This is a genomic window from Sporomusa sp. 246TCP1, assembly GCF_057319775.1.
The window spans coordinates 104,769-127,503 of record NZ_CM170492.1; the positions used below are offsets into that span (position 1 = coordinate 104,769).

At 41.3% G+C, this 22,735-nt stretch carries 19 protein-coding genes; 16 read left to right on the forward strand and 3 right to left on the reverse strand.

Features of this window, described 5'->3' with window-relative positions:
• Positions 1 to 25: 25 nt before the first annotated feature.
• On the reverse strand, positions 26 to 835 hold the full coding sequence (pdxK, locus tag AC1ECB_RS00535; RefSeq protein ID WP_485666984.1) for a pyridoxine/pyridoxal/pyridoxamine kinase: 810 nt from the start codon (positions 833 to 835) through the stop codon (positions 26 to 28).
• 126 nt (positions 836 to 961) lie between these two features.
• On the opposite strand from pdxK, the gene pdxR reads away from it, so the two are divergent.
• Positions 962 to 2,365, forward strand: coding sequence for a MocR-like pyridoxine biosynthesis transcription factor PdxR (gene pdxR / locus AC1ECB_RS00540; protein ID WP_485666985.1), 1,404 nt, complete (start codon positions 962 to 964; stop codon positions 2,363 to 2,365).
• 31 nt (positions 2,366 to 2,396) lie between these two features.
• Positions 2,397 to 3,236, forward strand: a complete 840-nt coding sequence (locus AC1ECB_RS00545) for a Cof-type HAD-IIB family hydrolase (protein WP_485666986.1) — start codon at positions 2,397 to 2,399, stop codon at positions 3,234 to 3,236.
• A 26-nt stretch (positions 3,237 to 3,262) separates the two neighbouring features.
• Here AC1ECB_RS00545 and AC1ECB_RS00550 read toward each other — a convergent pair whose 3' ends face one another.
• Entirely contained in the window at positions 3,263 to 4,309 is a 1,047-nt protein-coding gene (locus AC1ECB_RS00550) for an HD-GYP domain-containing protein (protein WP_485666987.1), read from the reverse strand.
• Positions 4,310 to 4,562: 253 nt separating this feature from the next.
• Between AC1ECB_RS00550 and AC1ECB_RS00555 the strand changes: the two genes are divergently transcribed.
• The 10 genes from AC1ECB_RS00555 (at position 4,563) to AC1ECB_RS00600 (ending at position 17,098) form a co-directional block, all read left to right on the forward strand.
• A complete protein-coding gene (locus AC1ECB_RS00555) occupies positions 4,563 to 7,772 on the forward strand; it encodes an ATP-binding protein (RefSeq protein ID WP_485666988.1) in 3,210 nt (1,069 codons plus the stop codon).
• A gap of 39 nt (positions 7,773 to 7,811) precedes the next feature.
• On the forward strand, positions 7,812 to 8,195 hold the full coding sequence (locus tag AC1ECB_RS00560; protein ID WP_485666989.1) for a response regulator: 384 nt from the start codon (positions 7,812 to 7,814) through the stop codon (positions 8,193 to 8,195).
• Between the two features lie 27 nt (positions 8,196 to 8,222).
• Entirely contained in the window at positions 8,223 to 9,074 is an 852-nt protein-coding gene (locus AC1ECB_RS00565) for a hypothetical protein (protein ID WP_485666990.1), read from the forward strand.
• Between the two features lie 594 nt (positions 9,075 to 9,668).
• Positions 9,669 to 10,331, forward strand: a complete 663-nt coding sequence (trhA, locus tag AC1ECB_RS00570; RefSeq protein ID WP_485666991.1) for a PAQR family membrane homeostasis protein TrhA — start codon at positions 9,669 to 9,671, stop codon at positions 10,329 to 10,331.
• 96 nt (positions 10,332 to 10,427) lie between these two features.
• Entirely contained in the window at positions 10,428 to 11,084 is a 657-nt protein-coding gene (locus AC1ECB_RS00575) for a hypothetical protein (RefSeq protein ID WP_485666992.1), read from the forward strand.
• A gap of 781 nt (positions 11,085 to 11,865) precedes the next feature.
• Positions 11,866 to 13,104, forward strand: coding sequence for a BaiN/RdsA family NAD(P)/FAD-dependent oxidoreductase (locus tag AC1ECB_RS00580; protein WP_485666993.1), 1,239 nt, complete (start codon positions 11,866 to 11,868; stop codon positions 13,102 to 13,104).
• A 158-nt stretch (positions 13,105 to 13,262) separates the two neighbouring features.
• Positions 13,263 to 13,919, forward strand: coding sequence for a carbonic anhydrase (locus AC1ECB_RS00585; protein WP_485666994.1), 657 nt, complete (start codon positions 13,263 to 13,265; stop codon positions 13,917 to 13,919).
• Between the two features lie 138 nt (positions 13,920 to 14,057).
• Positions 14,058 to 14,549, forward strand: coding sequence for a spore coat protein (locus AC1ECB_RS00590; RefSeq protein ID WP_485666995.1), 492 nt, complete (start codon positions 14,058 to 14,060; stop codon positions 14,547 to 14,549).
• 242 nt (positions 14,550 to 14,791) lie between these two features.
• Positions 14,792 to 15,913: a hypothetical protein gene (locus tag AC1ECB_RS00595; RefSeq protein ID WP_485666996.1), complete on the forward strand. Its 1,122-nt coding sequence runs from the start codon at positions 14,792 to 14,794 to the stop codon at positions 15,911 to 15,913.
• A 420-nt stretch (positions 15,914 to 16,333) separates the two neighbouring features.
• On the forward strand, positions 16,334 to 17,098 hold the full coding sequence (locus AC1ECB_RS00600; RefSeq protein ID WP_485666997.1) for a TSUP family transporter: 765 nt from the start codon (positions 16,334 to 16,336) through the stop codon (positions 17,096 to 17,098).
• Between the two features lie 26 nt (positions 17,099 to 17,124).
• Here the strand turns inward: AC1ECB_RS00600 and AC1ECB_RS00605 are convergent, their stop codons facing one another.
• Positions 17,125 to 17,499, reverse strand: a complete 375-nt coding sequence (locus tag AC1ECB_RS00605) for a winged helix-turn-helix transcriptional regulator (RefSeq protein WP_485666998.1) — start codon at positions 17,497 to 17,499, stop codon at positions 17,125 to 17,127.
• 225 nt (positions 17,500 to 17,724) lie between these two features.
• On the opposite strand from AC1ECB_RS00605, the gene AC1ECB_RS00610 reads away from it, so the two are divergent.
• The 4 genes from AC1ECB_RS00610 to AC1ECB_RS00625 all read left to right on the forward strand — a co-directional run bounded on the left by AC1ECB_RS00610 (position 17,725) and on the right by AC1ECB_RS00625 (position 22,635).
• Entirely contained in the window at positions 17,725 to 18,252 is a 528-nt protein-coding gene (locus tag AC1ECB_RS00610; RefSeq protein WP_485666999.1) for a ferredoxin domain-containing protein, read from the forward strand.
• Between the two features lie 366 nt (positions 18,253 to 18,618).
• On the forward strand, positions 18,619 to 19,266 hold the full coding sequence (locus tag AC1ECB_RS00615) for a hypothetical protein (protein WP_485667000.1): 648 nt from the start codon (positions 18,619 to 18,621) through the stop codon (positions 19,264 to 19,266).
• A gap of 18 nt (positions 19,267 to 19,284) precedes the next feature.
• A complete protein-coding gene (locus tag AC1ECB_RS00620; RefSeq protein ID WP_485667001.1) occupies positions 19,285 to 20,766 on the forward strand; it encodes a hypothetical protein in 1,482 nt (493 codons plus the stop codon).
• A 21-nt stretch (positions 20,767 to 20,787) separates the two neighbouring features.
• Positions 20,788 to 22,635 carry a vWA domain-containing protein gene (locus AC1ECB_RS00625; RefSeq protein WP_485667002.1) on the forward strand — a complete coding sequence of 616 codons (1,848 nt, stop codon included), beginning with the start codon at positions 20,788 to 20,790 and terminating at the stop codon, positions 22,633 to 22,635.
• The last annotated feature ends 100 nt before the right edge of the window (positions 22,636 to 22,735 follow it).

Genomic DNA, 22,735 nt, shown 5'->3' on the forward strand with positions numbered 1-22,735 from the left:
AGCGGTCAAGGCTTTTTTTATGTCATTACTTGTTCAGGCGGTGAGCAGCATGGTAAGTAGGGCCGACAAAAGAATTCAACGGAAAGGAAGCCTTGATGGCGGCGGTAATGAATTCTTTCGCCTGTTTAACGGCAGCAGGCACAGACAGGCCCTTAGCGAGCCCGCCTGTGATGGCAGCTCCGTAGGTGCAGCCTGCGCCATGGGTGTACGTCGTATTGATTTTCGGCGCCTGTAAGACGGTAAATTCCTTGCCATCATACAGTACATCCACAGCGTCGGCAGTGTTCAGTTTAGCCCCGCCTTTTATTAATACATTTTTGGGGCCCAGTTTGTAGATTTCAACTGCGGCTGCTTTCATATCTTCCAGTGACCGAATAGAACCAATACCACTTAACTGAGTGGCTTCAAAAACATTGGGAGTAATGATTGTAGCACGGGGAGCCAGTATTTCACGAATACCAACTGTTGTTTCGGGATGTAGTACTTCATTGGTTCCTTTGCAGGCCATAACGGGATCAATTACAACATTTTTGACTGCATATTGATCAAGCTTTTGGGCGACCAGCGAGATTACTTCGGTAGTTGCCAGCATACCAGTTTTCAATGCATGCACACCAATTCCGCCAAGGACGGTCTCCATTTGTGCTTCAAGTACCTCAAGTGGCAGTGGGTATATGTCATGAGACCAGTTGTTATGCGGGTTTTGCGTTACAATGACAGTAATGGCTGTCATGCCATATACGCCTAGTTCCTGAAAGGTTTTTAAATCTGCCTGAAGCCCGGCACCGCCACTAGTATCCGAACCGGCTACTGCCAGTGCTTTGAATATTGTCATAATAAATCCCCCTTAATTTCCCATAGGTATCTCTTTACCAAAAATATAATTGTATTATAAAATAAAAATGGACCTTTTAAAATATACAGAATCGACAATATGAATAGGTACAGTTAGGAGGTTGTGATGGAGTTAATCCAACTGGATGCTACTAGCAGAAATCCATTGTATTTGCAGCTTTATACATACATTAAGCAGGCTATTGAGCAGAGCCGGTTAAGTGAAGGCGATAAGTTGCCATCAATCCGGGGACTTGCGGCAAGTCTTGCTATCAGTAAAATAACTGTTGAAAAAGCCTATCAGCAATTAATGAGTGAGGGATATATCCTAAACAGCAACAGGTCTAGATATCTTGTGAATAAGTTTGAAGTCATGACTATTAAACGCTGTGTTGTGCCCAGGCAAAGTTGTGATTCAAAGCAGCAGTCTAGGAAGAACCCAGGAATTCTCTATGATTTTGCTAGCGGTGAAATGGATATTGGCGGTTTTGATTTTCCGCTTTGGAAACGCTACATCAACAAAGTATTGTTGGACAAGGAACGTCTTGTCGGTTATGGGCATGTGCAGGGCGAGGCAGAATTACGTGCGGAAATTGCAAAATATATCTGTGATTCAAGAGGCGTCAACGCCCGGCAAGAGCAAATCATTATTGGTCCTGGTATACAGAGTCTGCTAAATACGCTGTGCAGCTTATTAAAATTTGAAGCCAATAGTATTGCCTTTGAAGACCCGGGATTCAAAAATGGCAGATGTATTTTTGCCAATTATGCCTTTACAATCATGCCCATCCCAATGAAAAAGGACGGTATTGATATTAACCAGCTACTCCGCAGCGAGGCAAAACTTGTCTATGTAAGTCCATCGCATCAATTTCCAACCGGATATATCATGCCTGTGGGCAAAAGAGTGCAACTATTAAATTGGGCAGAGCGCGTTAATGGCATTATTATTGAAGATGACTATGACAGTGAGTTCCGCTATTTTGGCCGCCCAATTCCAGCACTGAAAGGGCTTGATAATGGGGAAACGGTAGTCTATTTAGGGTCTTTATCCAAGGTAATACCACCGTCCATTCGAATTAGCTATATGGTATTGCCGGAAAAACTGCTTGCGGGATTTCAGCAAAATGCTGCTTTATATAATCAGGCTACGTCGACGCTTGAGCAGCTTGCTCTGGCCCAATTTATGGCAGATGGCTGTTTGGAACGCCAGATACGCCGTCTGCGTAAATTGTATCATGGGAAAAAAGGTATGCTTGTTGATGCAGTCAGAGGTATTTTAGGCAACCATGTAGAAATTGAGGGAACTGAATCAGGACTTAATATAATTCTTACTATAAAGTCCAAACTAGAAGCAAAGCAGCTAGTGGCACGGGCGCTAGGCAAAGGCTGCCGTGTAGCCTCTGTCCAGGACTATTATTTGCAGAATACACCGGAAAACACCTCTCGTATTCTCCTATATTTCTCGAAAATTCCTGCCAATGAAATCGAAGCGGCAGTTAAGCGGCTTCGAGATGCGTGGTTTGGATGACCGGTTATATATTTACAGAAAGGATGTTAGCATGGCGTATAAACTAGTCTGTATTGATGTTGATGGGACGCTATTGAATAGTAAGCACAAAATTACCAGCAGAACTAAGGCGATACTACGGCAGGCACATCAGCAGGGTATTCATATTGTGATAAGTACCGGGCGGATGTATACAGATGCCCAATATTTCTCTAATCTTATTGGTGTAAAGTCCCCGGTGATTGCATCCAACGGAGCTTTCATAAAAGAGAAAGATAACGACCAGGTTATTTTTAAGGATGTTCTTGGCCTGGAATTGTCGCTGCAACTACTGTCATTATTTCAAAAACATCACGTGAAGCCTTATTTTTGTACTCCTGATAAGTTTTATTATGGAAATGTGCTATTTAAGCTTTTCTATATTGTTACGAAACTTCTGGGGAAAAGAAGCAATTCCATTGATATGGGATATATTTTTTCCTGGCAGAAGTGGCAAGAGGTAATGCATAAAGAACAAAGTAATATGGTAAAATGTGAGATTATCTATCGGGATATTGCTTCGGTTGATGAATTACGACAGGAGTTACAGAATATTGAGCAGTTGGAAATCGTTAATTCGTCCAAACACAATATTGAAATTACCCGCAAAGGGGTATCAAAGGGCAAGGCAGTAGCCATGCTGGCGGCGCATTATAATCTGAAGCGGGAAGAGATAATCACCATCGGTGATAGTGAAAATGATGTATCTATGATCGAATATGCCGGCTTGGGCATTGCGATGGAAAATGCGTTAGAGAGTGTAAAACAAAAAGCCGATTATATCACAGATTCTAATGATAATGATGGCGTAGCTAACGCTATAAATCGGTTTGTTTTAGAAGCTGGATTTTAACTAATAAGTATATTTGGGAGAAGGGATCAGAGAATCTCTTTTATAAAAATGGTTAACTCTTTTCCGAGGTCAACTTCCTTAGTTTGGAGATACGGTCTATTAAACTTATTAAAGAATACTCGCACAACAGGGCGCGGACCTTTGTTTTTGCGAACATTAGATACTACACCTACTTCATCCGTAGAAAGGCGAACCAATGATCCCAAGGGATAGACGGCAAGATTATCACACAGGGCATTTACGATATTGGAATCAAAGAAAACGTTGCCAGTTCCATAGATAAACTCTATTGCCTGATAGTTTTGGTAGTTTTCTTGGCGAATGAGTCCATCATAACTTCCACAGACACTAACAATACTAGCTCCGACCGGAATATTCTCCCCTTTTAATTGATTGGGATATCCTGTGCCGTTCCAGTTCTCATGATGATGATGAATTATTTCGCAAATTTCTTCACGAAAATTTCTTTCTTTGGCAAAATAGTAGCCATAAGCGGGATGTTCTTTCCAGAGAGCTTCTTGTTGTTGATTTCGTTGGTTTATTCCTAGTAGGTGAGGCATTTCAAAACATCCGCAATCGTGGAGTAACGCAGCTGTCCCAATGACTTCCATATTCGCATTGCCAAAACCCATAATACCAGCAACTAACAAAGAAAGAGCACACGTACTAATTGCATGATGATAAAGCAGCTTACTATTTATTATTCTCATTTCCGTACTAATTTTTACTATTTCCGGTTGTTCCACAATGTGCAGAGCAATTTCTTTTGCCTTTTTGGCCACCTCAACCATTTTATCTGAGGTGTTAGCATCAGGCGTTCCTGGTGCATAAGTAGAAATTCTTTTCAGCAATATCTTCTTGAGTTCTTCAGCAATTGTTTCTTGGGGATTAATCATAAGGGTATAAGGTTCCGCGATCCATACATCAAAAATACTTCTTGCTTCAAGCGTAGCAATCATCGCATCAGAAAGGATTGTCCCTTCTTTTAACAACATGGTATTGGATTCTGGACATCTAACTGTTTCTGCGAGAACCATTCCTGATTCAAGTGCTTTCACTTTTTTAAAAATCAAAATGCAACATATCCTTTCTGATTCTATTTATAGCTTTCAGATTTGAGACAACTATAGGGTACAAACGAGGAAAAGCCAATTTATCATACTATAATCATACACCAGACCATTTCGAGTTATGGTGTATTTTCCTATAATTAACAAAAAAATTACATTAACTTTACAACTAACCTGTTATTATTCTCTAAAATAAAGTAAGTACTATAAATTAAACCTACGGCGATAGTGGGGATTGTGTGCAGGTGTTGTGTTGATGAAATATCTATTTGAACCCGCAGTTCAATTGATGAATCGCTTGAAATACGCCTACAAATTTGGTGTGATTGGAGTACTAATCGTACTGCAGGCAACTGCCTTAATCTACATGTTGGTATCAGAACTCAACAAGAATATAGATTTTGCCCTGAGAGAACGAGTGGGTGTGAAATATGTCCAAGCGCTGATGCATGTATTTGATGAGGGGCTGGCGTATCGTAATATCCATTATGCCTATCTGAATAGTGATGGCTCGCTTGAGGGAGAAGTGCTGGTGCAACAGGCTAAAGTTGACGCAGCCTTAGCAGCGGTAGCTATAATCGATAGCGACACCGCCGATCAAATGGATAATACATGGAAATTGCAAATGCTGCAACAAAACTGGCTTACTCGTAAGCAGGATGCACTACTGATTGAAAGTGGACATGCGCGGGTAGCCTTTGACTTGAATAGTCGGTGGCTCAACGAAGTAACTGATTTGATGCAGCATACAGGATATGCGTCGAATTTAGCGATGGATTCTGATTTCGATTCTTCATATCTTGTGGATTCCGTGCTGCGTAGATTGCCCAGCTTGGAGGATACAGTAGGGGCGGCTCAGGGATTAGCTATTGAGTTAGCCGATCCGGATCTTTCACCTGAAAGAAGAAATCATTTACTGCAAGTTGTGGGGCTGATGCGTTCCACTTTGCAGCAAGTCGATCATAATGCCAAGCTAGTCTTTCGCCACAATGAGGCTATCAATGGGAAACTAGGTTCATTATCTATCGCGCTTACCGATAGTGTGCCAATTTTTGCCTGGAATTTAGAGCAGAAAACGATAGGGCAGCAGGGGCTGCCTATTCCCCAACAACTGTTGCTGGCTACAGGCAATCAGTCCATCCAGAATGCAGGGGCTTTTCATAAAGCAGCCTTGCAGGTCATTGATGAGCTGCTTGTTTTGCGCATTGATAAATATTTGCAGTATAGACATACTGTGATGCTATTTACGGGTGGTATTCTACTCATTGTTTGCTATCTGTTTTTAGGTTTTGATATGTCTGTGCGTAAAGGGGTCTATCAATTAGATCATGTAATGGTGTGTGCTGGCAAAGGGGAATTAGATGTGCGGGGGAAGATATATTCTCGTGACGAGATGGGATCTTTGACTGCCGCCATTAATAGCACGCTAGATTCACTGCAGAAAATGTATGAAGAAGTGCAGCGCTCCCATGCCCAATTGGAAGTATGGAATCAAGAACTGGAGCAAAAAGTAGCAGAACGGACGGCAGCGCTGCGTAACTTATTGGATTATGCAGGCCAAGGCTTTCTTTCTTTTGGCGAAGATCTCAAAGTGAGTAAGGAATATAGTGCAGAATGTAGAGCGATATTTGGGCGGAATATTGCTGGTGAATTGATTTCGACTTTACTATATCCGGAAGACCGTGATCAGCAGGTTTTTTTAGAAGCTCTATTTGGGAAAATATTGAAAGAAAAAAATGAACTGTTGCAACAAACATATTCTACCCTGCTGCCTGAAGAAATCATAGTAGGTGACAGCTATATAAGGATAGCGTATAAAATGATTCAAAATGCCGGTGAACTAAGCCAAGACAAGATTATGCTCATTCTTACCGACTGGACGCTGCAGAAGGCCATGGAAGAGCGTGTGCATACGGAACGAGATATTTTAGCCATGATTGTGCATGTAGTCACCCATTCCTCTGATTTTTTTGCCACAGTAAATCAGTATACTAGTTTTTGTCAGGAGGGCATGCCCGGTTTATTGCAGGAGAAAAAATCAACAGGCGAAATATTAGCCGCGCTATTTCGCACGGTGCATACCTTCAAGGGTACATTTGGACAACTGCATATGAGAAATGTAATGGATAAATTGCACCATATGGAAGGCAGGCTGGATACCATTCGCGCCCATGAAATAGCCGATTTGGATGGGCCGCAGTTGGCCGAAAGGCTGAGTGGCTTTACGCCCGACAATATGCTTGCTTGGCTCAATGATGATTTGGAAGTATTGAAGGAAAAGCTGGGTGAGAACTTCTTTCAACGGGAAAACGTGTTGGTCATTGATAATGCGCGCTTGTTGGAAATTGAAGAAAAAATCCAGAGTATGCTGTCAACCGGAGAAAGTAGCTTATTGCTTTCTGACCTGCGGCGGTTGCGTTATAAACCAATCAAGGACTTACTGGCGTCCTATCCACAATATGTATGCGGCTTGGCCGAGAGGAATGAAAAAGCCGTTCATCTCTTTGAAATTGAGGGGGGCGAGACGCTGGTTGATCCATTGCAGTATTATGATTTTATAAAATCCCTAGGTCATGTTTTCCGAAATTCTATCGTCCATGGGTTGGAAACTTTCGAGGAGAGACTGGAAGCTGGCAAGGACGAAATCGGCACTATTACTTGTTCTGTCAAAGAAGCCGAGACTGGTTTAACGCTGGTCATTTCTGATGATGGACAGGGGATGAATCCGATGCGTATCCGCGATATTGCGGTACAAAAGGGGATTTGTACTTTGGCGGTGGCGGAAGCTATGCAAGAGACAGACTGGATACAATTTATTTTTGCTGATGGTTTCTCTGGGGCCAAAGAGGTTGATGAGTTGGCAGGACGCGGGGTTGGACTTTCGGCTGTACGAGCCGAATTAACAAAACTTCACGGTTCAGTGTATGTGTCTAGCACCTGGGGGAAGGGTACACAATTTCACTTTTTCTTACCTTTTACCGAAATAGAGGAAAGCGAACCTTGCACCATTCGGCAGTTAGCAAAACCACTGCTTAATGCGGCCGAAAGTTGTCTGCAGAATAAGGCTGGTTTACCAGTAAAACAGATTACCTATGTAGAAGGTGGCGGCGGTAAATTAAACTTGCGTAAGGTTTCTACCTTCCTCGGTGTGAAGGGCTTTCCGTCCGGGAAAATAGTATTTAGTGCTGATCAACAGGTGGTCCAACATTTGCTGGATAAAGAGTTAGCCCTAGTTGATATGGATGAGCCTCTTGATAGAAGGATGGAAAGTGTTTTATCACAGTATGCACAGGAAATTTTTCAACAGGCTGTAAAAGCTCAGTCCAAGTGGCTTGGTATGGTCACAGTCGAAACGCTGCTCAGCATTTTGGCTGAAAATGCTTCAGCCAAGTATTCCCAGGCCGAAACGCTGACCTGGGTACTGGATACGGAACTAGGAAAAATTACTTTGAGTTTGATATATTAGAGGGCAAATAAATAGTAAAAAGAGGAAGGGAAGAGTAAAATGGCACGAATTATGATTGTCGATGATGCCTTAATGATGAGGACAACATTAAGGAGGATACTTGAAAAAGCAGGACATGAGGTAGTAGGCGAAGCCATGAATGGCGAACAGGCTATTGGTAATTACTCCCAATGTAAGCCTGACATTGTAACAATGGATCTTACTATGCCGGGAATCGGTGGGATGGAAACCATTAAGCGTATTATGACTAATCATCCCAGCGCCAATGTTATTGTTATAAGTGCGTTAGGGCAAAAGCATGTAGTTTTTGAGGCTTTGCAAAATGGGGCCAAAAACTACATCATAAAGCCCCTCCAGGAAGAGAAAGTGCTGTCTGTGATTAAGTTAGTTTTAACGCAAAAAGGTCTGGCGACAGCAAACTAATCGTTACTAGAGAAGGGATGGGAACGAATGTCTAATCAATATTTTTGGCAGTATTTGTTGCACAAAGGACTGCTTACCCATGTACAGTTGTGTGAGGTACTTAAGCAAGAACAGCCTATTAAAGTAAAACTAGGTATTCTCGCTATGAATGCGGGGTTGATGAATGCAGCGCAAGTCGGAGAGATTCATAATTTACAGCGGATGAAGGATCAAAAATTTGGGGCTTTGGCTGTCAGCCAAGGCTATCTTACCAATGAACAAGTGGAAGCGCTTTTGGCTTCGCAAGAAGAAGAGCATCTTTCGCTAATGCAATCCATAGCAGATAAGGGCTACATGACATTTGCTGGTGTTGAAAAAGCCTTAGGGGATTTTCGCGAGGAATACAGCCTTACAGAAGATATCGACGAGGAAAGTAGAGTTATTAGAGATCTGGTAGATTTTTCTGCAGTTGGTGACAGAGCCGATGCTTTATACCTCTATTTAGGCTTGACATTGCGGAATATTGTCAGATTTCTAAATGATACGCCGTATATTTTAACCCAGGCTGCTGAAAAATCTGCTACATACTTTGTTTCGCAACAGATTTTGGGTGATATAGCATTTGAGACAGGGTTACGAGTGGAGCAAACAGTACTGTTGGAGTTGGCTGGCCGTTTTTATGGGGAATCATTCACCACAGTAAATGAACTGGCATTAGACAGTGCAGGGGAATTTTTGAATGTGCATAATGGCGTTTTCTGCAGTTCCTTATCTGATAGGGGTCTGGTGGTTGATTTGAAGGCTCAATCGGTACGATTGGGCGATAGTTTTGACGGACAGAGCTTTCGTGTAAACATAGGTACTTCTTTCGGACAGATTGAGCTTGTATTGTCAATATGAAAGTTAAATTAAACAATTATTTATGAGGAAAAAGTATGTACATTTAAAAGTAAGACCGAAAGACATTCTAAATGACTAAAGAAACGAGAGCTAGCCTTAGCATATAAAGGGCAAAAGATGGTTTCATAAATAGAGGGAAGTGTATAAACAAGGAGACAGGGGAGGGAGTAAGTAGCCCGTGGAATCTCACCCTCAGGCTGCTAATGCTATAAATAGGTTTGTTTTAGAAGATGGTTTTTAACTAATAAGTATATTTTAATAGCGTGCCTGATTGGCACGCTATTTGCATTGAAAAAAGCGGAGGAAGAAGTGGGAAAAAATGACACAATATGAATTGCCATATAATCAGTCCTTTTGGTACATAATACTATACTGAATAATATAAGAATAAAAATGCTTGCTTAAGGGTAGCAACGCCTTGCATTATCCATAAAATGGTAGAAAGCGGTCAAATGGATTTGTAGTACATTTTTAAGAAATGAGTGATCTTTAGTGAAACTGTATGACTGGCTTTTTACTAGAATTAGCGGTATCATAGATATAACTACTATTGTGCAACTTTTGCCATTACGCCAATATAAAGGGGATGATTGTGTGATAAAAACTGCAGCTACTCCGGGTGTTAATTTAGAAGAAATATTGAATGCCGTTACCCATGGTGTGGGAAGTTTGCTGGCACTTATAGGACTTGGTGCTCTTATGGCGGCAGCGTATATCGATGGCGGCGTTTGGCATGTGGTAAGTTTTAGTATTTATGGTACTTCTTTGGTACTGTTATATGTTGCATCAACACTGTATCATAGTTTTACTAATGAAAAGCTTAAGTGCATTTTTAAATTCCTGGATCACGCGGCTATTTATGTGCTTATTGCCGGCAACTATACACCGTTCACATTGATTCCCCTGCACGGCACACTGGGGTGGACCATGTTCAGTGTAATCTGGGGATTAGCCATAGCGGGAATCATTTTTCAAGTTTTTTTTGTCAAACGGTTCAAGATCTTTGCAACTTTATGCTATCTTTTTATGGGCTGGCTTGCGGTTGTAATGATAAAACCATTATTGGCTACAGTGCCGATGGAAGGTATATACTGGTTAATAGGCGGGGGCCTTTTTTATACTGTGGGTGCGATATTTTATTTAGCCCATAAGATTCCCTACAATCATGCGATTTGGCATTTATTTGTTCTTGCAGGCAGCATTGCCCACTTTGTTGCTGTACTAAAATACATTTTGCCTATTCCGGTGATGGGTTAACAGTTGTTACTTTATTTTTGAATAGTCTTGTATTACATTTTCGGCAAAAATGACGATATATAGTATAAGGATATTCGGATAAAGGGAGGGAGTTTTATGGCTATTACTCCTGTTATAACAGCAGCACAAGGTGGGAAAACTAAAGAAGCAAATGTTGCCGGTGTGGCCAAAGATGTGCATGGTGTTGCCGCTAATACAGAACAAACAGTAGTAGCAGGTGAAGCCGCAGTGTACGAAAAGTCAGACCAAACAGCTGCCAATAATACTAAAGCTACCTATACTAGGGATACGGCTACACTGAGTGAGATTACCAGGCAAGTGGATGCAAAATTAGCAACTCTGCGTGCAACAGTAGAAAACCTTTTTTCTACGCAGAGTGTGAAAAAAGGTGAAGCACAGGGGCTAACTTATGATCAAATTATGGAAAAGTATGATGGAAAACTGAAAGAGTTTTATCAAAACCTGGAAGTTGATGAGGATACTCGCCTAACTGCGCAGCAAGAGGTTTCCGAAGATGGTTTTTGGGGCGTTAAGAAGACTTCAGAACGGGCCATAGAATTTGCAAAAGCCCTTTCAGGTGGCGACCCTTCCAAGATTGAATTACTTAAGGGCGCCATTGAAGAAGGCTATAAAGCGGCCGAAAAAGCCTGGGGCGGTGAATTGCCGGAAATTTGCTGGCAAACGCAAGCAGCAACCCTGAAAGGCCTTGACGACTGGGCTGCCGAAGCAAAGCAATCAGAGCAAACAGCCTAAACCAAATTCTAAGTGGATAATCAAACTAACAAAAAGAGAGCTCTAATTCGTTGGTTGGCGAATTAAGGCTCTTTTTTTATTGAGTGTCTTTAGTCACACTCGACTAAGCGAAATTGCAGGAAGAAAGGGCAGCTAGTCTGCCCTTTCTTCCTGCAATTTCTTCAAGGTTTTTAAATAGGCGCCATCCTGGGGAGTAGTCCTGGGGATAATCGGGTTGGTGTGTCTTTTATTCAGCTTTTTTCCACGCATTAATCACACCTCCTAGTTTAGTATTGTGTTGAAGTGAGATTGCTAATGCATTTATTTTTTTTGTACTATATTTCTGAATTTTAAATAAATATTATAAGAAACCTAAAATAATCAATGACGAAAACATAAGGGGTGAAGAGAATGTCAGAGCATTCTTTCGCAACGGGGATTTTGTTAGGATTATTGACGGGGTGTGTAATTGCAGGCTATGTTTTTTTACATTTTTTTGAGAAAAAGAACTCATAAGATAAGTATATGTTTTTTGAACCGCAGAGACGCAGAGTACGCAGAGGGAATGTTCTCGATATACATATCATCCCCTCTGCGCTCTCTGTGTACTCTGTGGTTAGAGCCGTATTCTCAAGGGCGCGATAGCGCTTTTTTAATCCAGATGGAGCGTATAACTTTCCCTGGAAACAAACGATATAGGATTTGGCAGGAGTTTTGTGTGGTATATGGGAAATAGTATAAAGGAGAAAATAGGGTCAGATGACTTGTAAACTAGAATTACTTAGAATATTGAGGTAGTAATATGGTTAAAGATAAAAAACATGTAATTGTTGTGGGCGGCGGTGCCGCCGGGATGCTGGCGGCCATTTCAGCAAGCAGGCAGGGTGCTGCTGTGACAATTCTGGAGCGAAATTCCCGCATCGGCAAGAAACTATTGACTACTGGAAATGGCCGGTGTAATTATACTAACATCTATGCCGATAGTACATATTATCAAGGGAACAACCCCAACTTCGCAAACACCGCTTTAGCTAAATTCAGCATTCCCGAGACAATTTCTTTTTTTGAAGAATTAGGGATTGCCCACAAAGTTGAGGATGCCGGCAAGGTGTTCCCGATGTCGGATCAGGCTTCAAGCGTCTTAGATGTATTGCGGTATGAACTCAATGAAATAGGTGTTACCGTTATCTGTGACGCTTATGTGAAAGAAATAAGGCAGTCAAAGGATACATTTACAATTAAGTTGGAAAATGGCTTAACCTTTCAAACAGACAGAGTTGTTCTCGCTGCAGGGGGAAAGGCTATGCCTGCTACCGGTTCAGATGGTAATGGCTTTGTATTAGCACAGAAACTAGGGCACACGATCATGGATATCTTTCCCGGTCTTGTTCAACTAAAACTCGAAGGACCTTTTTTCAAACAAATAGATGGGGTTAAATTTGTAGGGACTGCTGAAATTTTACATAAGGGCAAGTCAGTAGCCAAAGATCAAGGAGATATTTTATTTGGCAATTATGGGGTTTCGGGTCCGCCTATTTTACAAATTAGTCGATGCGCCGCACAACTGCTACAAGAGAAAAAAGAGGTTCAATTAAAGCTTACTATTATGGACATGATGTCTAAAGAAAACCTTCGGACACTTGTCGCAAAACGTTTTGCCAAGAGGTCCGGTAAAACGGTTGAGTTTAGTTTGGTCGGTCTGATAAATAAAAGACTCATCCCCGTTTTACTGAAAGAAGCAGGCATTAAGGATATAAAGCAGCCGGTTACTAATCTGTCTACCCAAGAGCATGAAAAAATCATGGCGATCTTGACAGATTGGAGATTCAAGGTGACCGGAACAAAAAGCTGGCCTAGTGCACAAGTAACAGCAGGCGGTGTTGCTACCAACGAAATCAACCCGTCTACCATGGAATCAAACCTGGTAAGCGGTCTATTTTTTGCAGGTGAAATGATTGATATCGATGGACAGTGCGGGGGATTCAATCTTCAATGGGCATGGTCCTCAGGATTTGTTGCCGGACAGAGTGCAGCTTTTTGAGAATGGTAAACAAAACTGGCATTTTCTTCATGAAACAGGCAGGATTTTTGTATTTTTATGGGAATATTAATTGTAATTGGCTAGTGTTCATAGGGTGACTTTGGTTGCCAATTCATGGAAGAGAATTGGCGGGTATAAAAAGGAGATGACACATTCGAATGAAAAAAATTACCTGTTTCCCCTTGTTGATTATGTTTTTGCTTCTGACTCTGGCTGTTCCAGTCCTAGCATCGCCAGCAGTAAATTTAGTTACTGCCGATACAGCCCAGAAAATGCTCATAGACGGTAATAACCGTTTCGTAATGGAAAAATACTCTAAACAACCAATTGGCAAAGAAAGGCGGGCTGAGTTAACAAAAGGTCAGGTACCCTTTGCTGTAATTGTTAGCTGTTCTGATTCACGTGTACCGCCAGAACTTATTTTTGATCAAGGTCTTGGTGATATATTTGTCATTCGTGTAGCTGGCAATGTTCTGGGGCCTATTGAACTAGGCAGTGTAGAATACGCGGTAGAGCATCTGGGTACTAAACTCGTAGTTGTCCTTGGTCATGAGCAGTGTGGTGCTGTAAAAGCTACTATTGATGGCGGCGATGTACCACCTAACATCCAGGCAATTGCGGCAAAGATTCAACCTGCCGTGACTACGGCCAGGGATTCACATGCTGAAAATATTTATGAAGCTGCTTCCCAAGCAAATATTATCAATATGGTAGCCGCTTTAAAAGCCGATACCATTCTTACTCACATTCGCGGAGTAGAAATCATAGGTGCTAAATATAAGCTTGCTTCGGGTGAGGTAGAATTTCTCAAATAGTCGCAAATTCTGAACTACAGTTCTTAAAGTAAGAGGATAACAGATGAACTTATAGCCAATTAGTTCAAATTTTTTATTTTAGTTGAATGTTATTATGAACTGCCGGGAATGCTATGGGAAACTAGAGGAGGCAGATATATGACATTACAACTGAGTCCAAAAGAAAAACAGTTATTACAAGATCAACAGGCCCATGAGAAAGTTTGTATTCAAAAATATCAAAGTAATGCGCAGCAGGCCAGCGATCCCCAGTTAAAGCAATTATTTCAATCCTACGCCCAGCAGGAACAGCAACATTTGAATACTCTAACATCAATTTTAAACGGTCAGGTGCCAAGTATGAGTCAGGGACAACAGAGCCAGCAGGCACAGCAATCCCAACTAACTCAGCAAAGTAGCACTCAGACAACGTCGGCAGCATCTTCATCATCAGCCAGTCAAGCTGACGCAATGCTCTGTAGCGACATGTTAATGACGGAAAAGTTTGTTTCAGGAGCTTATGACTCGGCCATTTTTGAATCCTCGGATTCCAGCGTACGGCAAGCTTTAAACCATATTCAAAAGGAAGAGCAAAAGCACGGCGAGGGAATTTACAATTATATGAGCAGCAACGGTATGTATAGCAGTTAAATAAGTCAGAAAATATATTGTTGTAACAAAGAATGACGTAGTAACGATCAATCAATTAACAATCATATAATGATACAAAATCCTACCGAATTGCATGAATTTGGTAGGATTTTTGTAATTTTACAGGAAGTTTATAGATTCTTATATTCTAAACAATTAGTAAATATTATATGTATATAATTATACTATTCAATTGTCGCGTTTGAAGGAGTTTAAACAGTTGTTGGGGGAGAGTAAAATTTGTGCAATCTGTAATTCAATATATTAGTACAGAAGTGTTACATTTAAAGAAGCTATTGAACAATCTCATGGAGTACTCGGATATTGTTCGCTGGAACTACTCCAAGATTATAATGTCGGGGGCCGGTGACTACGAATGGGCCGAATTGAATGATAATGGACGAAAGATACAAGAACAGTTACTCAATGATTATAAACGTTTTATAAATTTGTTTCGGTTTTTGTCAACAGGTTTGCCGGACAGGCAACAAAATGTTTTGGACGCAGCTGTTCAAAAAGTATTTATCATCATTGAACAGAATGGCTTTCTTTTTAAGATGAACAAAGAAGAGGAATTTAATAGTGCGATGAAGGCTATTGATCTACAATTACGTTTGATAGCTGCATCCTATGAAGTAACAGATGAATATTGCTTACTAATTCCCGATAGTAGTGCTTTGGTTGCTAACCCGGAGATCGAAAAGTGGAATTTCGAGGAGATAGACAGATTTAAAATTGTATTATTGCCAATAGTAGTAAATGAATTCGATAAAGTCACTACACATAATGAGCAAATACAAAACAAGATTAAAAGCCAAATCTTAGAATATGCGAAACTTGGTAATATTTTTGAGGGAGTAAAAATTAATGAAAAAAATATAATTAAATATGCCGGTAATTTGCCAACAACAGAAGATCCACTTGCAGGGCTAGATATGAATAACGATTATGATCAGGTAATTGCATCATATTATGAATTTGTAAGGGCAAATCCGCATACACAAGTAGTTCTTATAGCAGATAATCCAACGTTACAGTCAAAGGCACTTTTAGCAAACGTAGCCCAGATGAAACCACCGGTTCTTAAAATTGATAGTAGACCAGCTACGAGTATGTCATCAAATAGTAAACCAGATGTTGAACCACGTAATACTATACTACCAAATAGTAAACCAGCAGCAAAGGTTATGCCCCAAAATAGTGAATTAGAAAATAAGCCAATAAAGGTTACGATACCGCCTATAACAAACCCGGTAGGTATTAGACCAACGCCTAAACCCAAAGCACCTAAACCAAAGCCACCTAAACCAAGAACTAAATCAAAACCAAAACCTAAGCTAGATATTTTTAAACCCAAAGTGTAATAGAAGTGGTAGGTACTCGGAAAATCTAGCGGGGAGCGAACCCGGCCTGATGAGTGAGTGAACTCGTTTCAGCAAGGTTGAAACATTGGGGATTCAGGTGGAGAGGCTACTCCACCTGAATCGACGCTACCTATAGAGGTGGGAGTCTTGACACGCGTACTAAGATAAAATTGGTCCTAGCAGCACTGAAAAGGGTCTACAATTCTTTCAAAGAATTGTAGACCCTTTAACATTTAGAACAGGCACGGCGACAGCAAGGCTTATGATTTTGCTTATACCAAACCTGGATCGGCAATGATGGGCACTATTATTTTACTTTAAGTATAAGTATTGTATATAATGAACTTATGGGCTGACAGCTAACAACGTTAATTGAAAAATAGCAGAAAACACTTATGGAAAAGCAGGAGGTCAATTACTATGGATAATATTAGTATAGAAATGCTTAGTTTTTTATTGGGAGCAGGTTTTATTGCAGCTTTTGTCGATTCTGTCGTTGGTGGCGGCGGTTTAATCTCAATGCCGGCACTACTTATGACAGGATTACCTCCCAGTGTTGTATTGGGAACCAACAAACTGGCCTCAATATGCTGTTCTAGTACGAGTAGTATATCATTTTTGCGCTCAGGAAAGATGGATCTTAGTTTAGTTAAATATCTTTTTCCTTTGGCCTTATTTGGTTCAATATTGGGAGCGTATACGGTAAGGCTGATTCCTCCTGAATTTTTAAAGCCATTAGTTATTGTTATGTTGGTTTTAGTAGCCATTTATACAATGTCTAAAAAAGACTGGGGTGATAAGTCTACTTATACAGGTATTAATAAAAGAGCCGGTATTTTAGGCGGCTGCGCTACTTTTGCGCTGGGTTTTTATGACGGCTTTTTCGGACCGGGGGCAGGATCTTTTTTAATCTTCGTATTTTTGATGCTGGGTTTTGATTTTGTGGTAGCTGCCGGGAATGCCAAGGCACTCAACATGGCGAGCAACCTTGGTGCACTCGTGACTTTTCTGCTGGCTGGCTCAGTCAATTATGTTTATGGTTTTACCATGGGTATGGCAATGATTTTGGGTGCTATTGCCGGTTCAAAATTTGCTATTGCCAAAGGCGCGGCTTATGTCAAACCGTTGTTTATCTCGATAACAACACTGCTAATCGGCAAACAATTGTGGGATATTTTACAGTAAGCACATATAAATTTAAACAGAGGGTGCTACACATTTTCCGAACATGGTTGGCAGGTGTTTTTTTCAGCAATTGGTTCTGCGGCATTAGCATAGTTCGAACCCCATTGACACAAAGTGTCTAATATAGGTAAGAGACTCTTGCCGTCTGGTGTAAGAGAATATTCTACTTTAGGGGGAATTTGTGTATATATATATCGGTTCACTAGTCCGCTCGCTTCCAGTTCCCGTAGTTGTTGGGTTAACATTTTTTGCGTTATTTTTGGTAATGTTTTCTTTAACTCACTAAATCGGAGGGTACTTACCCCTAGATGCCAGAGAATTAATGCTTTCCATTTGCCACCAATAAGGTCTAACGTTAATTCCATAGCACACTGATATTCAATATTTTTGAATGTAATCATTTGCGGTCACTCCAATGTTTATTAAGAATTATGCTTAATGATGTGGTATACAGATAGATACTATACCACAATTAAGTGCGTACTTGCCCAAATATATCCTATCAGTTACTATTATATCAGAGAAGACATTCTTTAGAAATATCTTAATTTTAGTGATTCAATTGTTATGGATTGGCAATAATGGCCAAAATAGATTTAAGTATAAAGGAAAATGGAGGAATTGAAATGATTATTAGTAGCCAGGAAGTTGAGGAACGTGCAGTAGCGCAGATTGCCGATATGATGTGTGTAGCGGCGAGAACAGCTCCCAAAGGTAGAGGCGTGGACAATTTGGTAACCTTGATTGTTAATGGTCAAGAAAAAGAACAACTATCAACAGAGATGCGGCGCATTGCTCAAGAATCAGGTATGCAATTTTTCGAGCGTGATGCCAATTGCCTCGATCAGGCCGCGTTGGTTGTATTGTTAGGTCAGAAAGTGAAACCCCTGGGAGTGCAGCCCTGTGGTTATTGTGGGTATGCTGATTGTGCTGAGTGTGCACAAGGTACAGGGATATGTGCGATCAGCACTGGTGATCTTGGGATAGCTGTGGGATCGGCAGTTAACACCGCTTCTTTATATCATGCCGACAATAGAGTAATGTTCAGCGTAGGTAAAGCGGCCATCAACATTGGCCTTTTGGGTGAGGAAGTTAAAATAGTGTATGGAATCCCGCTTAGTATAACCGGCAAAAGCCCATTCTTTGATCGGTAGTGAACTTGTTTCAGCATAGCTGAAACATAGGCGGGAGTCTTGACTCGTATCCAAGATAAATATGTATTGAAAAAACACTATTTGTCCTGTTCATGATAACAGGCAAATAGTGTTTTTTAGTTTCCAGATGAAAGTATAGCTTTCCCTGGATTGAACGGCTAAAGCTTCTGCTGGCGTCCTAAAGGACTTGGCACTAGTACACGAGTCAAGAACCATACCTGCCGGGAAACTTGAAAATGTTGTTAAGGAAAATGAATTAAGGCGTTACTTTTGCTTTATATCAGCGTTTATAATAATGAGAAACAAATGTTGGTAAATATTTTGTAAAATCTATTTGCAAATTAAGGCAGAGGAAGGGTGAAGTATATGAGTCGATACAGTTTTCGGCGAAGACAAATCGTTGCTGTGGTATTTTTAGCACTGGTGTTGTTGGTACCTAGTCTTACATATGGAACAAGTGTGACCAGGTCATCGAATGTTGCGGTAAAAGCTGGGCTGGCTAAAGACAAGGAGGCCAGTGAGTATGAACGGCAAAACCGGATACTGGAAACATCTTCCACCTATCAAGAGCTTCTTACTGGCACGCAATCTTATCAAAGCTATATACCGGCGGCACAGGAACACTTGGCGAAATATTCCAAGTGCGCAGATGTCGTGGACTATCTTGGAAATAATAACGGACTAGCCTTCAGCGTACTAAAGAACGTATATTCTGATACCAGCAGGCAATTGTGGCTGAGAATTGAGCTTGACGCTGCTGAACAGGAGGAACTTAATCGTCAGCAGGATAGTCTGGGAAAACTGAGCAGTGTTTTGTGCCGGGTGCAGCTTGATGGAGTTAACAGTAAGTATATTGTTGCAGAGCAGATATGGCTGGATGAATCAAACCAGATTATTGGCGGCAGACCGGCATGGGCGCCGCAAGAAACTAGTTGGCCAGCGACGTATATTAAGCAAGCCTGTGAGGAATTCCTGGTAAAGTGGTTTTCTTTTAGGATTTCAACTGAGAAATAGTAAGGGGAGGAAACGTGTATGAGAAAATCAATTGTTTGGTCAGGTATGCTTGTGCTTGTTGTGCTTGTTTTGTCTTTCGGGTCTGCTGGCTATGCAGACGATAGCAGGAAGGCTGGCAATGACGACATATTGCAACAGAGCGATTTGAAACAACAGTGTCTGTCGGCCACGATAGCAGCAATCAATGTGGAAATTGATCGGCATCAGCGGTGGATAGAGTTTCGGAAGCAACAAGGGGAGCCAAAAAATTTAGCTGAATTACAGGCGGCTTTAGCTGCGCTCAAGGCGGATCTGGAGAAGTACAGTAGCATGGATGCCAGGGAATATGTATTACCGGAAAAAAATGAGTTACTTGCCTGGACTGGCGATAAACCAGGAAAAGATTCGATATTGTATGTTGAGGGTATGGCTAAAAATGGACCATGGTATCATTTGGCCGGAATTGCGGGTGGGGAGTATGCCCTTTTACAGCCCAATACCAAATATCATATGACCTTCTATTCGGTTTATCCGCGCAGTTACTGGGGTATGGATAGTTCATATGTTTACATTGCCCAAATGGGCGAGGCAGACGCCAGTCTAGCCAATGCCGCTAGCCGCAGCAAGGAGAGCACTCAACAGCCCGTGCAAGGCAAAAGAATTAGGGGCGAAGTATTCATGCCTAAGTTCATTGGTCTTTCACAAGAGCTGGAAGAGTGTGAAAATTATCAGATTTATCTACTGAAGGATTTAAAACCAGGCGCTAAAGGGGAGTTGCTTCTTGATTCGAAAAAATCGAGTTTTGATATTACTCTTTCTGAAGAACAGCTAAAAGAATATTCCTACATAGAATTTGTTTCTGCTTATAGTAATAAAACAAGTGAGCTAACTGAAATAAAAGAGGAACCGCTCGAAATTATTTTACAAGCGGAGGTTATTCTTAAAAAACCGGCGATTTATCTTTATCCTGAACAACAATCACAAATTTCAATTATTCATAACTTCAAAGGGACGTTACTCAATACCTATCCGGCCTATGCCGATAACTGGACAGTCATTGCAGAACCAAACGGAAATTTATTGAATGTGAAGGATAATCGAGTTTATAAATATTTATTTTGGGATGGCGCTTATTCGTTTGCGAAAGAACACTACCAATTTAAATCCGGATTTTATGTAAAAAATGAGGACTATGTTTCATTTCTCCAAAACAAATTGGCGGGTATTGGTCTGAATGAGAATGAAATCAATGATTTTGTAGTCTATTGGTTACCAGTAATGAAAAATTATAAAAATTGTTTTGTCTATTTTAGAATTAATGACAATATTGACGGCAGTTCAGTTCTTGAAACAAAGCCTGCAGCGGAAACAACAATACGGGTATTTATGGAGTTTTCAGGTATTGATGATATAAGTAGTATCCAAAAGTTACCGGAGCAGACCTTGCCGACTTTTGTAAGGAAAGGATTTACCTTAGTGGAATGGGGTGGCACTGAAATTGGCAACAGTAAAATTGAATAATTACAAGGGGGGGAACTGCCAATGAAAAAACTACTGATAATACTAGTACTACTTATGTTGTCTGCTACGGTTGTGGCTGCACCGGGAAATTTTGCGGAAAGGGCTAGGGCCACTGAAATTCCGGTGGAAATCAACGTTACCGGGATGATACTCGAAGATTTCCTGGCTTTCATCAGTGAGCAGAGTGGCATCAGCATTTTAGCGGTTCCCGAAATTGCTGATATGAAAATCAATTTGCGGTTAACGGCAGGGAAAACTTTGGGTCAGGTATTTGAGGAACTGAGGAATAGGTACCATCTGTCCTTCCAAATCAATGATACTAAGGCGGCGATAGTAGTAGTTAAAGCCCCATATTATGAGGGACGATATGTGACTGCCGCGCCCAATGGTTTGGTTAAAGCAAATAGGGAATATTATGGAGACAGTTCAATGGCGGGAGGAGGCATGTATCAGGCTGCTGCCTTTAATACTGAAGAATATAAGAGAGTATACGATAATAGCTTCCAAGACACATTGATAGCAGCGCTATCAACTTTTTCCATTGATGTTGATACTGCATCTTACAGCAATGTACGCCGGTTTATCAACTCCGGCAAATTGCCGGCTGCTGACGCTGTCAGGACAGAAGAAATGATTAATTATTTTAACTATGATTATCCGCAGCCTATAGGGGAGCATCCTTTTTCAGTAACAACGGAAGTAAGTGATTGTCCCTGGCAGCAGGGCCATCAATTGGTAATGGTTGGCCTTCAGGGACAAAACCTTAGGACACAAGAACTTCCGCCAAGCAATTTGGTGTTTCTAATTGATGTTTCGGGATCAATGGATGAACCCAATAAACTACCCCTGCTAAAGACGACTTTTAAAATGCTTGTGAAACAATTGCGCGCGCAAGATAAGGTGTCAATCGTTGTATATGCCGGCGCGGCTGGGGTAGTGCTCGAACCGACTTATGGCAGTGAACGGGACAAGATCATAGCTGCTATAGACAACCTTCAGGCCGGCGGCTCGACTGCAGGCGGGAAAGGAATCGAACTGGCCTATAAGATTGCTAAAGATAACTTCGCCGAATCAGGCAATAACCGGGTTATTTTGGCTACTGACGGGGATTTCAACGTTGGCGTAAGCAGCGAAGGTGAACTTGTGAGAATGATTGAACAACGGCGGGATGACGGGATTTCTCTTAGTGTACTTGGATTTGGCATGGGTAATATAAAAGACAATAAAATGGAGGCTTTAGCGGATAAAGGGAATGGCAATTACGCCTATATTGACAACGCTCTGGAGGCCAGGAAGGTGATGGTTGGCCAGCTGGCTGGCACTTTGTATACTATCGCCAAAGACGTCAAATTTCAGGTGGAATTCAACCCGGCTAACGTTAAATATTATCGGTTAATCGGTTATGAGAACAGGGTTATGGAAAATAGCGACTTTACTAATGATAAAAAAGACGCGGGCGATATGGGGGCAGGCCATTCGGTTACCGCACTTTATGAAATAATTCCTGTTGGGTCAGAGGAATCAGCCGGTAGAATTGATCCTTTGGCTTATCAACGGCCGGAGATTGTGCCAAGTGATGACTTACTGCAGGTGAAAATCCGCTATAAGGAACTGGAGAAGGATGGTAGTATTCTATTTACCAAATGTGTTGGCCCTGATGATGTTACCAGTGTACCTTCAGAGAACTTTAGATTTGCCGCAGCTGTTACAGAATATGCCATGCTTTTGCGCAACTGTGAGTTTAAAGGGCAGGCGACCTACCAACAAGTGCTGGAATTAGCGAAAAGCGCAAAAGGACATGATGATGGAGGGTATAGGGCCGAGTTTATTAAGATGGTGGAAATTAGCCAACTGCTTGATGAAAAATAATGAGCGAAAACTAATAGAGCTGATCTGAGATTACTCAGGTCAGCTCTATTAGTTGGGACGTAATGTTATTTTTTAGGTAGGTTTCATCGCCATTTTATTC

Excerpts from the sequence above, each read along its gene's own strand:
- pdxK (WP_485666984.1), bottom strand. The coding sequence starts at position 835 with ATGACAATATTCAAAGCACTGGCAGTAGCCGGTTCGGATACTAGTGGC.
- pdxR (WP_485666985.1), top strand. The coding sequence starts at position 962 with ATGGAGTTAATCCAACTGGATGCTACTAGCAGAAATCCATTGTATTTG.
- AC1ECB_RS00545 (WP_485666986.1), top strand. The coding sequence starts at position 2,397 with ATGGCGTATAAACTAGTCTGTATTGATGTTGATGGGACGCTATTGAAT.
- AC1ECB_RS00555 (WP_485666988.1), top strand. The coding sequence starts at position 4,563 with ATGAAATATCTATTTGAACCCGCAGTTCAATTGATGAATCGCTTGAAA.
- AC1ECB_RS00560 (WP_485666989.1), top strand. The coding sequence starts at position 7,812 with ATGGCACGAATTATGATTGTCGATGATGCCTTAATGATGAGGACAACA.
- AC1ECB_RS00565 (WP_485666990.1), top strand. The coding sequence starts at position 8,223 with ATGTCTAATCAATATTTTTGGCAGTATTTGTTGCACAAAGGACTGCTT.
- AC1ECB_RS00575 (WP_485666992.1), top strand. The coding sequence starts at position 10,428 with ATGGCTATTACTCCTGTTATAACAGCAGCACAAGGTGGGAAAACTAAA.
- AC1ECB_RS00580 (WP_485666993.1), top strand. The coding sequence starts at position 11,866 with ATGGTTAAAGATAAAAAACATGTAATTGTTGTGGGCGGCGGTGCCGCC.
- AC1ECB_RS00585 (WP_485666994.1), top strand. The coding sequence starts at position 13,263 with ATGAAAAAAATTACCTGTTTCCCCTTGTTGATTATGTTTTTGCTTCTG.
- AC1ECB_RS00590 (WP_485666995.1), top strand. The coding sequence starts at position 14,058 with ATGACATTACAACTGAGTCCAAAAGAAAAACAGTTATTACAAGATCAA.
- AC1ECB_RS00600 (WP_485666997.1), top strand. The coding sequence starts at position 16,334 with ATGGATAATATTAGTATAGAAATGCTTAGTTTTTTATTGGGAGCAGGT.
- AC1ECB_RS00605 (WP_485666998.1), bottom strand. The coding sequence starts at position 17,499 with ATGATTACATTCAAAAATATTGAATATCAGTGTGCTATGGAATTAACG.
- AC1ECB_RS00610 (WP_485666999.1), top strand. The coding sequence starts at position 17,725 with ATGATTATTAGTAGCCAGGAAGTTGAGGAACGTGCAGTAGCGCAGATT.
- AC1ECB_RS00615 (WP_485667000.1), top strand. The coding sequence starts at position 18,619 with ATGAGTCGATACAGTTTTCGGCGAAGACAAATCGTTGCTGTGGTATTT.
- AC1ECB_RS00620 (WP_485667001.1), top strand. The coding sequence starts at position 19,285 with ATGAGAAAATCAATTGTTTGGTCAGGTATGCTTGTGCTTGTTGTGCTT.
- AC1ECB_RS00625 (WP_485667002.1), top strand. The coding sequence starts at position 20,788 with ATGAAAAAACTACTGATAATACTAGTACTACTTATGTTGTCTGCTACG.